General features: G+C 38.7%; 13 protein-coding genes. All 13 read left to right on the forward strand.

Annotated elements, in window-relative coordinates; all coding sequences use genetic code 11:
* Positions 1-34: 34 nt before the first annotated feature.
* The 13 genes from speB to CHB68_RS10225 all read left to right on the forward strand — a co-directional run bounded on the left by speB (position 35) and on the right by CHB68_RS10225 (position 13302).
* A complete protein-coding gene (speB, locus tag CHB68_RS10165) occupies positions 35-820 on the forward strand; it encodes an agmatinase (RefSeq protein WP_089260775.1) in 786 nt (261 codons plus the stop codon).
* 52 nt (positions 821-872) lie between these two features.
* Complete coding sequence (locus CHB68_RS10170) at positions 873-2216, forward strand: putative hexosyltransferase (protein WP_089260776.1); 1344 nt, start codon at positions 873-875, stop codon at positions 2214-2216.
* 236 nt (positions 2217-2452) lie between these two features.
* A complete protein-coding gene (locus CHB68_RS10175) occupies positions 2453-3067 on the forward strand; it encodes a GNAT family N-acetyltransferase (RefSeq protein WP_089260777.1) in 615 nt (204 codons plus the stop codon).
* A gap of 148 nt (positions 3068-3215) precedes the next feature.
* Positions 3216-4403, forward strand: coding sequence for an argininosuccinate synthase (locus CHB68_RS10180; RefSeq protein WP_089260778.1), 1188 nt, complete (start codon positions 3216-3218; stop codon positions 4401-4403).
* Between the two features lie 209 nt (positions 4404-4612).
* The gene (argC, locus tag CHB68_RS10185; protein WP_089260779.1) at positions 4613-5587 is read left to right on the forward strand and encodes an N-acetyl-gamma-glutamyl-phosphate reductase; all 975 of its coding nucleotides are present in this window, start codon (positions 4613-4615) and stop codon (positions 5585-5587) included.
* Positions 5588-5685: 98 nt separating this feature from the next.
* Positions 5686-6480: a pyrroline-5-carboxylate reductase gene (proC, locus tag CHB68_RS10190; protein ID WP_089260780.1), complete on the forward strand. Its 795-nt coding sequence runs from the start codon at positions 5686-5688 to the stop codon at positions 6478-6480.
* 59 nt (positions 6481-6539) lie between these two features.
* Positions 6540-7667 carry an aspartate aminotransferase family protein gene (locus CHB68_RS10195; protein WP_089260781.1) on the forward strand — a complete coding sequence of 376 codons (1128 nt, stop codon included), beginning with the start codon at positions 6540-6542 and terminating at the stop codon, positions 7665-7667.
* Entirely contained in the window at positions 7664-8860 is a 1197-nt protein-coding gene (locus tag CHB68_RS10200) for a glutamate-5-semialdehyde dehydrogenase (protein WP_089260782.1), read from the forward strand. The genes CHB68_RS10195 and CHB68_RS10200 overlap by 4 nt, the downstream gene beginning before the upstream one ends.
* A 132-nt stretch (positions 8861-8992) precedes the next feature.
* Positions 8993-9757 carry a glutamate 5-kinase gene (gene proB / locus CHB68_RS10205; protein ID WP_089260783.1) on the forward strand — a complete coding sequence of 255 codons (765 nt, stop codon included), beginning with the start codon at positions 8993-8995 and terminating at the stop codon, positions 9755-9757.
* Positions 9754-10698 carry a Rossmann-fold NAD(P)-binding domain-containing protein gene (locus tag CHB68_RS10210; RefSeq protein WP_089260784.1) on the forward strand — a complete coding sequence of 315 codons (945 nt, stop codon included), beginning with the start codon at positions 9754-9756 and terminating at the stop codon, positions 10696-10698. Before proB ends, CHB68_RS10210 begins: the two co-directional genes overlap by 4 nt.
* A 1-nt stretch (position 10699) precedes the next feature.
* Positions 10700-11455: an SDR family NAD(P)-dependent oxidoreductase gene (locus tag CHB68_RS10215; protein WP_245838908.1), complete on the forward strand. Its 756-nt coding sequence runs from the start codon at positions 10700-10702 to the stop codon at positions 11453-11455.
* Between the two features lies 1 nt (position 11456).
* Positions 11457-12236 carry an acetylglutamate kinase gene (argB, locus tag CHB68_RS10220; protein ID WP_089260785.1) on the forward strand — a complete coding sequence of 260 codons (780 nt, stop codon included), beginning with the start codon at positions 11457-11459 and terminating at the stop codon, positions 12234-12236.
* Position 12237: 1 nt separating this feature from the next.
* Positions 12238-13302, forward strand: coding sequence for a M20 family metallo-hydrolase (locus tag CHB68_RS10225; protein ID WP_089260786.1), 1065 nt, complete (start codon positions 12238-12240; stop codon positions 13300-13302).
* Positions 13303-13304 lie beyond the last annotated feature (2 nt).

The following is a 13304-nucleotide window of genomic DNA, read 5'->3' on the forward strand; positions in this document are numbered from 1 at the left end:
TATAAATATTGAATTGTAAATGCCCTTTTAACTTATGCAAAATATTATTATTCAAGGTATAAATTGGGATGCAAAATCCTCTTTTCAAAAAGGTCCTGCAAAAGCCCCAAAACAAATAAGAAAGGCTTTATACAGTGACTCCATGAATCTATATTCAGAATTGGGCACATCCATAGAACACCAAACAATTGTTGATGCTGGAGACTATGCAATAACCGACTATTTTGACATAGAATCCATCACAAAAAATAACCTTTTAAAAAACCTGCCCAAAATACTTACTCTAGGTGGCGACCACTCGGTCACCTTTCCAATTATAAAAGCGTTTCACGGTTTTTATCCTAAATTGGACATACTACATATTGATGCACATGCCGATCTGTACCATGCATATGACGGAGACCCTTACTCCCATGCATGTCCGTTTGCCCGGATTATGGAAAACGGTTTTGCGGTAAAACTAGTACAGGTAGGTATCCGAACCTTAAACCCACATCAGGCAGAACAGGCAAAAAAATTTAATGTAGAATTGCACGAGATGCGCAATTTGGACATCAATTCAATATCCAAATTTGAAAACCCGGTATATATTTCATTGGATATGGACGGATTTGACCCTGCCTTTGCCCCAGGGGTTTCACACCATGAACCAGGCGGACTTACCTCTAGGCAAGTCATAGATTTAATACATAGTATTGATACAAAAATTGTAGGGGCAGATATTGTGGAATACAATCCAGATAGGGATTTTCAAGATATGACCGCTTACCTAGCCGCCAAAATGATGAAGGAACTTTTAGGTAAAATGCTACAGCCCTAAACAAAATATATGCTAAAACCTTATATTGCCTTAATACAAAACCTGACCAATAATGCCCAATTCCCTAAGTACATTTTTGAAGCTACATAAGGTTTCAATACTTTTGGCAATGATGGGTTCAGTGTTTTATATCACTTTTGCCTATTATCTTCCCCGTACGGATTTTATAAAATTGTTGACTTTATTTGTAGCCCTGTTTTTCCTGTGTTACAAATTAATACAGTTTGAAAAATGGAATTTTAAATTTCTTTTGGCAATTGGTATTTTCTTTAGGCTACTATTTACCATTGCAGAACCCAATCTATCACAAGATTTTTATCGCTTTATTTGGGATGGGCATTTAGTGGCCAACGCTATTAATCCGTATTTACACGTACCCCAAGAACTGATTTTGGCACCCAATAATAGCATCCCCAATGCACAGCAACTTTTAAATGGTATGGGCAGCCTTAGCGCAAAGCACTATAGTAATTATCCACCTTTGAACCAGTTTATATTTGCGCTTTCCTCTTTAATTGGCGGAAACAGCATTTTAGGTTCTCTTGTTATAATGCGCGGTAGCATAATCATGGCTGATATTGGCATCCTTTATTTTGGAAGAAAGTTGCTGAAAAACCTGAACAGATCACCTCAGTTGATTTTTTGGTATTTCCTTAATCCATTGGTTATTGTTGAATTAACGGGTAATCTTCATTTTGAAGGAGTCATGCTATTCTTCTTTATAACTGCCATGTACTTATTATCAATGAAAAAGTGGCATTTGGCGGCCGTAATCATGGCATGTTCCATTTCAATAAAATTGGTGCCATTATTGTTTCTCCCCCTATTTTTCACCTATTTGGGCTGGAAGAAAAGTTTATTATTCTATGCCATAACGGGACTTACATGTCTGCTCCTGTTTTTACCTTTTTATACCCCGTTATTTATAGACCATTATATGAGTACCCTTAGGCTTTGGTTCTCCAATTTTGAATTCAATGCCAGCTTATATAATATAGTAAAATATACTGCCATGCATTTTGATGCCAAACCATGGGAATTCATAAAAGAATATGGAAAAATAACACCTTGGGCTACAATTACGATAGTACTCCTATTTACTTTTATACAGAAAAAACGCAATTTAAATGCAGTACTAGCATCAATGATGTGGGTATTGACCCTTTATTATTTTATGTCCACTACGGTACACCCGTGGTACATAATCTTTTTGGTACTGCTAGCCCTGTTTACTTCCTTTAGATACGCCTTGGTTTGGTCTGCGGCCATAGTCCTGAGCTATTTTGCCTATTCCCAATTAGATTACAAGGAAAATTTATGGTTGTTGGCCATTGAATATATTTCAGTATTTGGCTTTTTAAGCTATGAAATTGTTGCACAACGTAACAAAAAGTAAAGTTTTTGTAAAAAAATAACCATCGTTGATGTCAATTAAATATAATTTGTACATTTACCCCGTAATGAACGAAGAAATCTACTTTTTATACAGTACCGTGAGCCCAGTTGCTCTTGCGCGTCCGTTCACATCTCGCCGTCGTCGCCCGTAAGGGTAAGATATATTTATGGAATTAGGTGAGTCCATTTCCGCACAGAACATCAAAACTTTTTTTTACACTTTAAATCCAATTGGCAATGAACTTAATTGTTGCTAACGAATCACATTTTAAATACGCACAAGACATTTGCGATACCATTGCAGAATCTGCAAAGATCCGTGGTACCGGAATTGCTAAACGTACCCCGGAATATATCCAAAAAAAACTTTCCAACGGCAATGCTATATTAGCCTTGGACGGAGAAAAATTTGCAGGTTTCTGCTATATAGAGGTTTGGGGACACGAAAAATTTGTAGCAAATTCCGGCCTTATAGTACACCCGGACTATCGTGGTCAAGGACTTGCCAAAAAAATAAAGGCCAAGGTATTTGAACTTAGCAGAAAGAAATTCCCAGATGCCAAAATCTTTGGCATTACCACAGGTTTGGCCGTTATGAAAATCAACTATGAGCTTGGCTATAAACCGGTAACCTTTTCTGAACTTACTGATGATCCAGAATTTTGGAAAGGCTGTCAAACATGCAAGAACTTTGATATTCTTACACGTACGGAACAAAAAATGTGCCTATGCACCGGTATGCTTTACGATCCTGCACATAAGAAAAAACCGGAAGAAGGAAAGCAAATGAACGGAAAGGCATTTACCAGGTTAAAGAGTATAAAGGAAAGTCTGTTCTTGAAAAAGAAATAAGAGAATAGAAGTTATGGAGCTTAAAATGACTTTTACCAATTACAGATTTAATGATCGAAGTCTAGTTTCTTTCTTCTAACCTCTCAACACTGAACCTATAGAACCAAAATAAATAAATATCCGGCTTGCCGGAATTGAACATCATACAATGAAAAAATTAGTACTAGCATACAGCGGCGGATTGGATACTTCTTATTGCGCCAAGCATTTATCAAAAGACAAAGGATTTGAAGTTCATGCAGTAAGCGTGAACACAGGAGGTTTCTCTGTAGAGGAAATAAAGGAAATTGAAAAGAAAGCTATTGAACTGGGCGCTTCTTCTTATACCTCTATAGATGCCGTACAGACCTTTTATGATAAAGTAGTAAAGTATCTTATTTATGGCAATGTACTTAAAAACAATACCTACCCACTTTCCGTAAGTGCAGAACGAATTGTACAGGCCATAGAAATTGTTAACTACGCTAAAAAAATAGGGGCTGGCTATATTGCCCACGGTAGTACAGGCGCGGGTAATGACCAAGTACGTTTTGATATGATTTTCCAGATCATTGCCCCAGAAATTGAAATCATCACTCCGATCAGAGATAATAAACTAGCTAGGGAAGAAGAGATAGCGTACCTAAAAGAAAACGGTGTAGATTATCCTTGGGAAAAAGCAAAATACTCTATCAATAGAGGACTTTGGGGTACTTCTGTTGGTGGTGAAGAGACATTAACTTCAGAAAAACCTTTACCAGATAGTGCCTACCCAAGCCAATTACAGGAAAAGAACCCTACAGAGGTGAAACTTACTTTTGAAAATGGCGAATTGGTTGCTATAGATGGCGCAAAAGACAACCCCGTTGCAAATATTGAAAAACTAGAGGCTTTGGCATCTAAATATGCCATTGGCAGGGATATTCACGTTGGTGATACTATTATAGGCACTAAAGGTAGGGTTGGTTTTGAGGCTCCTGCATCCTTAATTATCATAAAAGCACACCACTTATTAGAGAAACATACGCTTACAAAATGGCAACAATATCAAAAAGAGCAACAAGGGAATTTCTATGGTATGCTATTGCATGAAGGTAATTACCTAGATGCTGTAATGCGCAACATAGAAACCTTCTTGACAGATACCCAAAAAACGGTTTCTGGAGATGTATTTGTAGGCTTATATCCATTTCAATTTAGGTTACACGGTATTTCATCTAAACATGATTTAATGACCGATGCTTTTGGCAAATATGGCGAGGTCAATAAAGGATGGACAGCAGATGACGCTAAAGGATTTATTAAGATTCTTTCAAATTCCGGTAAAATCTACAACCATGTAAATGGGAATAAATAATTAGGAGTTAGGAGTTAGGAGTTAGGAGTTAGGAGTTAGGAGTTAGGAGTTAGGAGTTAGGAGTTAGGAGTTAGGAAAAAAATAGTATTAAGTAATGAGTACAAAGTATTAAGTGAAAATTTAAAATATTGGATAAAGTACTTCGTACTTAATACTTATTACTTGATACTTGATACTTGATACTTGATACTTATTCAGAAAATAAAATTATGATTAAAGCAGGTATTATTGGTGGTTCTGGTTATACGGGAGGTGAGCTTATTCGCATCTTATTAAATCATCCGGCAACGGAAATCGATTTTGTATTCAGTACTACTAGAGCTGGCAAAAAGGTGACAACGGCTCATCCAGATCTATTGGGAGTTACTGATATAGCGTTTACGGGTAATGTAAATCTAAATGTAAACGTTGTTTTTCTATGTTTAGGCCATGGTAATTCTACCGCATTTTTAAACGAGCATCATTTTTCAAAAGATACCGTTATCATAGATTTGAGCAATGATTTTAGATTACACGCCTATGCCAATTTCAATGGTAAAGAGTTTGTTTATGGTTTACCGGAATTATTCAAATCCGAAATTGAAAATGCAAAATATATTGCTAATCCAGGTTGTTTTGCAACTGCTATCCAATTGGCATTGCTTCCATTGGCAAATGCCGGGTTGTTGGACAATGAAGTACATATAAATGCTGTAACCGGTAGTACTGGCGCAGGTGTTAGTCCGTCTGCCACATCGCACTTTTCATGGAGAAATAATAATGTAAGCTGGTACAAGCCTTTTACACATCAGCATTTAGGGGAAATCAACGAGAGCTTACATTCATTTCAAAAAGATACTGGTAATCTGTATTTTATGCCCAATAGAGGGAATTTTACCCGTGGTATTTTGGCAACTTCTTATACCAAATATGAGGGCAGTTTAGAGGATGCTAAAAAAATCTATCGGGAATTTTATAAGAATGCGGTGTTCACCCAAATATCAGATGAGCCCATCAATTTAAAACAAGTGGTAAATACAAATCAGTGTCACATCCATTTACATAAACATGATGATGTGCTATTGATTACTTCTGCCATAGATAACTTATTAAAAGGTGCATCTGGGCAAGCGGTACAGAACATGAACTTAATTTTTGGATTGGAAGAGAACTTGGGCCTTAATTTAAAAGCGGGCGTATTTTAACATAATTAAGCATTGGGCATTTTGTACAAAGCCAAATACATAATATTGTAACCGTTTTGTACCGATTAATCTGCCCTTGATAAAACAACGACACTAACATGAAAATAGCAATTATAGGAGCTGGAAACTTAGGACTTTCAATAGCCACGGGTATTTTGAACAGCAATGGCGCCACCAGTATGTATTTGACCAAACGGGATATAAAGTCCATTGCCGATTTTGAAAAATACGATAAGGTTACCGTAACGGATGACAATAGACTGGCCGTACAACGATCTGATATCTTAATATTTGCCGTACAACCCGTACATTTTGCTGAAATTTTGGAAAGCGTAAAGGATCTATTGACAGACAACCATGTGTTGATTTCTACCATTACCGGTTTTGGAATTGCAAAGATCGAGGCCGTCATAGGAAAGGACCATTATATTATTAGGAGTATGCCCAACACGGCTATTTCGGTCGGCAAATCCATGACCTGTATCTGTAGTAATGAAAAAGGTAAGAAAAGGGTTGAGCTTGCAAAGGCAATTTTCAATAGAATGGGACATTCCATGGAAATTCCTGAAAGTCAAATGCAGGCGGCAACCGTTATCTGTGCAAGCGGGATCGCTTTTTGGATGCGCTTGATACGTGCCACTACCCAAGGGGCCATACAATTAGGGTTTGATGCCCATGAAGCACAGGAATTAGCTATGCACACCTGTAACGGAGCTGCAAGCCTTCTTATTGAATCTGGCAATCATCCGGAAGAGGAAATCGATAGGGTTACCACGCCCATGGGATGTACCATAAAAGGCCTGAACGAAATGGAGCACCAAGGACTAAGCTCATCCCTAATAAGGGGAATAGTGGCATCTTTTGACAAAATTACCGAGTTTAAGAATAGCTGAGCGTAACAAACATGCCTGCTTAAAATTAAATATGAGCTATTAGCGAAAAGTGATAAAATATGAAATTATTTGACGTTTACCCTTTATATAATGTAACCCCGGTCTCTGCTCAAGGTATTGTAGTGACGGATGAAAAAGGACAGGAATATTTGGATTTTTATGGCGGTCATGCCGTAATCTCCATTGGCCACACGCACCCACACTATGTAAAACGGCTAAAAGATCAGTTGGATAAAATAGGATTTTACAGTAACGCCGTTCAAAATCCATTACAAGAAGAGTTAGCGGAAAAATTGGGTGCGGTATCCAATTGCGAGGATTATAACTTATTTATGTGCAATTCTGGGGCAGAGGCAAATGAGAATGCCCTAAAAATGGCATCATTTGTTACCGGTAAATCCAAGGTCATTGCTTTTAACAATGGTTTTCATGGACGTACCTCTGCCGCGGTGGCCGCAACGGATAACCCCTCGATCAACGCCCCTATTAACCAACAACAAAAAGTTACTTTTTTAACGCTCAACGATATTAAAAGTTTTGAGAATGAAATTGTCAAAAAAAATATCTGTGCAGTTATAATTGAATCTATACAGGGTGTTGGCGGTCTGGACGAACCTACTACGGAATTTTACCAAAACGTGGCCGCTTTGTGCAAAGAGAACAATGTCATGTTAATTGCAGATGAAGTACAATGTGGATTTGGCAGAAGCGGTAAATTCTTTGGTTTTCAACATCATAACATTAAGCCGGATATTATCAGCATTGCAAAAGGTATGGGCAACGGTTTCCCTGTTGGCGGAATTTTAATTCATGAGAGCATTAAAGCTAAATACGGTATGTTAGGTACAACGTTTGGAGGTAACCATTTGGCATGTACCGCAACCTTGGCCGTATTGGAAGTCATTGAAAAGGAAAATTTAATTGCCAATGCAGAAAAGCTTGGACATTATTTTAGGCAAAAGGCAACAGAAATACCGCATGTAAAACGAGTAAAAGGAAGAGGTTTAATGCTTGGTTTGGAGTTCGATTTTCAAGTAGCGGAATTACGCAAGAAATTGATACATGAACATCATCTCTTTACTGGTGGTGCCAAGGATAAAACCGTTTTAAGAATATTACCGGCCCTGAATATCACGGAACAACATCTAGATGCGTTCTTTGTGGCCCTCAAAACCGCATTATCATGAGTAAGATCCTAAGCCTTGAAAAACGAAATGCGGTATTGTTGCGCATGGCAGAATTGGTAAGGCAAGAAGAATCCATTTTAATATCCGCCAACGACAAAGATTTAACTTCTTTTGAATCTGGGGACCTTGCAATGACAGACCGTTTAAAGGTCAATAAAAAAAAGGTGGGGGAAATGATACTTTCCTTAAAGCAATTGGCCGCACAGGATGATCCGCTACATGTAGAGCGTTTTCAGTTTACCCATGATAACGGATTGGAGATAAGCAATAGAACGGCTCCTTTTGGAACCATAATGATTATTTACGAATCTCGGCCAGATGTTACTATTGAGGCTGCAGGAATTGCGTTTAAATCAGGAAATAAAATACTATTAAAAGGAGGTAAGGAATCGTTGAATTCCAATTTGGTACTGGTCAACCTTTGGCATAAGGCCTTAGAGGCCTGTGACTGTTCCAAGGAATGGGTAACATATTTAAATTATTCTAGGGAAGAAACACAGCGGTTTTTGGAAAACCCTTCCCAAAAGCTAGATCTGATCGTACCAAGGGGTGGTGAAAAACTCATTGCTTTTGTTAAGACACATGCACAATGTCCAGTTATTGTGAGCGGGCGGGGCAATAATTTTGTCTATGTCTCACATGAGGCAGACCTGCAAATGGCACTCGATGTTATTGTAAATGCCAAGACCACTAAAATTTCCGCTTGCAACGCCGTGGATAAAGTAATTATTTCCAGAGATTTACCTCGAAAAATGGAATTCTTAAATCATTTGGTACAGACCCTAAGAAAATATAACGTGGATATCATAACCGACGCAAAATTGGCAGGCTTGGAAGGAACGACCAAAATGGACAATGAATCAGTTTGGCATGAGGAATTTTTAGATTACAAAATTGTAATAGGACAAGTACCTGATGTAGATGAGGCCATACAACACATCAATACGTATGGAGGTGGCCATTCGGCTGCCATAATAACCGTAAATGAAGAAGAAGCATCGGTTTTTATGCAATCTGTGGATAGTGCCGCAGTTTACCACAATGCATCTACCAGATTTACGGACGGTGGGCAATTTGGTCTAGGTGGTGAGCTTGCTATCAGTACGGATAAGTTACACCAACGCGGCCCTATAGGCTTGCAGCATTTGGTGACTAACAAATGGTATGTAAAAGGAAACGGACAGATTAGATAAGTGATTCGTTGTTCGTTGTTCGTTGTTCGTTGTTCGTTGTTCGTTGTTCGTAAAATAAATGATAATAGTGTCGGGTTATGCGCAATCGAAACCTAAAAAACGGCTAATAGTTAAGACTAAAAGCAAAGAAGCATGTTGAAAAAGAGAATTTTATTAAAAATTGGTTCCAATACCCTAACCAAGGATACTGACCATATTTCTCGTGGTAAAATTGAGGATATAGGAAGGCAAATTGCGGCATTAAAGGACCAATATGAATTCATCATTGTGAGTTCCGGAGCTATAGCCGCAGCAAAGCAATTTGTAAAACTAGAACATAATGGCGAGGAAATTAATGTCAAGCAAGCTCTTGCATCCATAGGACAACCACATCTTATGAGGATTTTCCAGGAAAATTTCCGTGAATTGGGCTTATTTACCTCCCAATGCCTTTTATCCTATTCTGACTTTGAAAAAGAAGGTTCAAAAATAAATATTAAGAACACCATTAACGTTTTGGTCGCCAATAACTTTATCCCCATAATCAACGAGAACGATACCGTTGCTACAGATGAAATCAAGTTTGGGGACAATGATAAATTGGCCGGTCTAACCGCTGCCCTTCTTGCAGCAGATATTTTAATAATCGCGACCAATACGGATGGTATTTACACTAAGGTCTCGTTGGCCAGCAATACTCCCAAAACCATTACTAGTGTATCCGATCTTGATGAGTTGAGCCAAGAAATTGGCGACTCTAAATCCACACACGGTACCGGGGGTATGCAGTCTAAGATAGATGCCGCAACAATTGCTAAGAACGCAGGCATAGAAACTTGGATCACCAATGGCCTTGCGGATAATTTCATAATAGATGCTATTGAAAACAAAAGTGTATTTACAAAAATAAAAGCATGAAGAATTACCTTTCCATAAATGATATAGATGTATTGTCCAATTGGGTAAAAGAAGCCATATCATTAAAAAAAGACCCTAAAAAATTTAAGAAACTTGGTAGCGATAAGACAATCGGACTCCTATTTTTCAACAATTCTCTACGTACACGATTAAGCACACAAAAGGCCGCAATGAATTTGGGTATGGATGTGATTGTAATGAATTTTGGAAGCGAAGGGTGGGCGTTGGAATATGCCGATGGCACTATTATGGACCAAGGCACATCTGAACATATAAAAGAGGCGGCGCAAGTAATTTCCCAATATTGTGATATCATTGCCATACGTGCATTTGCCGGTTTGGTAGATAAGAAACTAGATGAAGCGGAAGAAGTATTGAACGGATTTAAAAAATATGCCAATGTTCCCATCGTTAACATGGAAAGTTCCGTTGGGCATCCGTTACAGGCCCTTACCGATGCCATTACCATGGAAGAACATAATTTTAAAAACAATCCTAAAGTGGTCTTATCTTGGGCTCCCCACCCTAGATCCTTACCGCACGCCGTAGCCAATTCCTTTGTGCAAATGATGCAGAAACAACATGCGGAGTTTGTAATCACCCACCCAAAAGGATATGAACTAGACCCTAACATCACAAAAGATTGTACTATTGAGCACGACCAAGAAAAAGCTTTAGAAAACGCCGATTTTGTTTATGTAAAAAACTGGAGCAGCTATAACGATTATGGTCAAATAAAATCGCAAGACCCAAACTGGCAAATGACGCTTAAGAAATTAGGCAAGGCAAAATTTATGCATTGCCTACCCGTACGTAGAAATGTAGTGGTAGCAGATGAAATTTTGGACAGTGACCAATCTTTGGTCATTGAGCAGGCAAACAATAGGACCTATGCGGCGCAGTTGGTACTAAAAAAAATACTGGAGAATTTAAAAGACTAACGTGGGCCATAAACTTGAACATAAGGTAGCGATAGTAACAGGGGCAACCAGCGGCATGGGCAAAGCCATTGCAAGATCCTTTGTTGCCAATGGCGCCAGCGTTGTATTATCTGGCAGGAATATTGAACGTGGTAAAAAGTTGGCAAAGGAACTAGGAGATCAGGCCCTGTTTTTAAATGGTGATGTAAGCATTGGTACCTATAACGAACAACTTGTGCGGTTAGCCGTGGAACGATTTGGAAGATTGGATATCCTTTCCTTGAATGCCGGAATTTTAGGTATAGGTAGTGTCACAGATTTAGAGGAACACGTATGGAATACCACGTTACATACCAACCTTTCCTCTATATTTCTCCTTTCAAAATATGCTATTCCAGAATTGCAAAAGCAACCGGGAAGTTCAATACTTATCAATGCCTCTATAGCCGCCTATAAAAGTTTTCCGCAACATCCAGCATATTGTGCCTCAAAGGCGGGTTCTCTTGCCTTAATGCGCCAAATGGCGGTAGAGTACGCCCCAAGCATTAGGGTAAATGCCATGTGTCCAGGACCTGTAGACACCCCATTGCTACATGATTCCGCCAAAGCGTTCAACGATCCTTCCAAGGCCGTGGAAAATGCCGGCAAGAGTACACTTTTAAATAGGCTTGGAAAAGCTAGTGATGTTGCCAACCTAGCGTTGTTCCTGGTTTCTGAAGATGCGTCTTGGATTACAGGTTCTGCAATGACCATTGATGGAGGTAAAATAAACACATAACATGAAAGAAGTAGTTTCCATAGTTAAAATTGGTGGTAACGTTATTGAGGATGACCATGCCCTAGACCAATTTTTGAATTCCTTTTCTAAATTAAAAGGACCAAAAGTATTGATTCATGGAGGTGGAAAATTAGCCACCAAATTGTCCACTAGATTGGGCATACCATCTAATATGGTAGATGGCAGACGTATTACGGACAAAGAAACCGTAGATGTCATTACCATGGTGTATGCTGGTTTGGCCAATAAAAAAATTGTAGCCCAACTTCAGTCCAAAGGTATTAATGCCTTAGGTATGAGCGGCGCGGACGGCAATAGCATTCAAGCTCATAAAAGACCTGTCAAAGAGATAGATTATGGTTTTGTTGGCGATATTGACGGGATAAATTCCAAAATGATCGCTAATTTATTGGGTACAGGAATCACGCCTGTTTTCTGTGCTATTTCCCATGATGGAAAAGGTCAGTTACTAAATACGAATGCAGATACCATAGCCGCTGAAATTTCCATTGCAATGGCATCTTATTATGAAGTTATACTATATTATTGTTTTGAGAAAAAAGGGGTTTTAATGCATATAGAGGACGAAAATTCGGTCATAGAACATATAAACACAACAACCTATAAGGAACTTTTGGACAAAGGTATCATTGCCGATGGCATGTTGCCCAAGCTACATAACTGCTTTCATGCATTAGAGCACAATGTTGCAAAGGTATGCTTGGGAGATGTGGGCATGCTCCAAAAAAACGCAGAACTGTTCACTACCATAACGCTTTAAAATGAATCAAGAACAACTTACGAAAAGCGCACTTGAATTACTTAAAAATTTAATTGCAATAGAATCTTTCTCCAAAGAAGAGGATAAGACCGCAGCTGCCATACAGGCTTGGTTGGCCAGTTATAATATCCCAACCGAGAGAGATATAAACAACGTAATTGCCAAAAATAAATATTGGGATGATAGTAAACCAACACTGCTTCTAAACTCTCACCATGATACGGTTAAACCAAATACGGCCTATACCAAAAATCCGTTTGACCCTCATATAGAGGATGGTAAGTTATTTGGACTTGGAAGTAATGATGCCGGCGGACCATTGGTATCACTTTTGGCTACATTCGTTAATTTTTACGAGGCCGAAAACCTCAACCATAACATTTTAATGGTGGCTTCCGCAGAAGAGGAAAATGCCGGGGAAAATAGTCTTAGGGGGCTATTGCCCAAACTTCCACCAATTGACGTGGCCATTGTTGGAGAACCTACCCTTATGCAGTTAGCCATAGCGGAAAAAGGTTTGGTCGTTTTTGATGCTGTGGTAAAAGGTACCCCATCACATGCCGCACATCCTAATACGGACAATGCAATCTATAATACAATTGATGCACTCAAATGGTTCAAGAATTATAAATTCAAAAAAACGTCAGAGGCACTTGGAGATGTAAAATTGACCGTTACCCAAATTAATGCCGGTACCCAGCACAACGTAGTGCCTGCACATGTAGATTTAGTCATAGATGTACGGGTTAACGATGCATATTCAAATAAGGAAATAGCAGATATTTTGAAGAAAGAGGCCCCTTGTTCTATCAAGGAACGGTCTTTACGTTTAAACTCTTCTAAAATAGACAAGGACCATCCTTTGGTACAATCCGGTATTGCGTTGGGAAGGTCCACTTACGGCTCTCCCACCCTGTCCGATCAGGCGGCATTAAGTTGTCAATCCTTAAAATTAGGACCAGGTGATAGTACACGTTCCCATTCTGCCAATGAATTTATTTATGTTCATGAAATTGAGGAAGGCATAGATTTGTATATTAAATTATTAAAAGGATTTTTGCAATAGGC

Origin of the sequence: Maribacter sedimenticola (genome assembly GCF_900188415.1) — a bacterium.
GTDB lineage: Bacteria > Bacteroidota > Bacteroidia > Flavobacteriales > Flavobacteriaceae > Maribacter > Maribacter sedimenticola.

Coding starts and splice junctions, on each gene's coding strand:
- CHB68_RS10180 (WP_089260778.1), top strand. CDS start 3,216: ATGAAAAAATTAGTACTAGCATACAGCGGCGGATTGGATACTTCTTAT.
- argB (WP_089260785.1), top strand. CDS start 11,457: ATGAAAGAAGTAGTTTCCATAGTTAAAATTGGTGGTAACGTTATTGAG.
- CHB68_RS10210 (WP_089260784.1), top strand. CDS start 9,754: ATGAAGAATTACCTTTCCATAAATGATATAGATGTATTGTCCAATTGG.
- CHB68_RS10200 (WP_089260782.1), top strand. CDS start 7,664: ATGAGTAAGATCCTAAGCCTTGAAAAACGAAATGCGGTATTGTTGCGC.
- speB (WP_089260775.1), top strand. CDS start 35: ATGCAAAATATTATTATTCAAGGTATAAATTGGGATGCAAAATCCTCT.
- argC (WP_089260779.1), top strand. CDS start 4,613: ATGATTAAAGCAGGTATTATTGGTGGTTCTGGTTATACGGGAGGTGAG.
- proC (WP_089260780.1), top strand. CDS start 5,686: ATGAAAATAGCAATTATAGGAGCTGGAAACTTAGGACTTTCAATAGCC.
- CHB68_RS10195 (WP_089260781.1), top strand. CDS start 6,540: ATGAAATTATTTGACGTTTACCCTTTATATAATGTAACCCCGGTCTCT.
- CHB68_RS10175 (WP_089260777.1), top strand. CDS start 2,453: ATGAACTTAATTGTTGCTAACGAATCACATTTTAAATACGCACAAGAC.
- CHB68_RS10170 (WP_089260776.1), top strand. CDS start 873: ATGCCCAATTCCCTAAGTACATTTTTGAAGCTACATAAGGTTTCAATA.
- CHB68_RS10225 (WP_089260786.1), top strand. CDS start 12,238: ATGAATCAAGAACAACTTACGAAAAGCGCACTTGAATTACTTAAAAAT.
- proB (WP_089260783.1), top strand. CDS start 8,993: ATGTTGAAAAAGAGAATTTTATTAAAAATTGGTTCCAATACCCTAACC.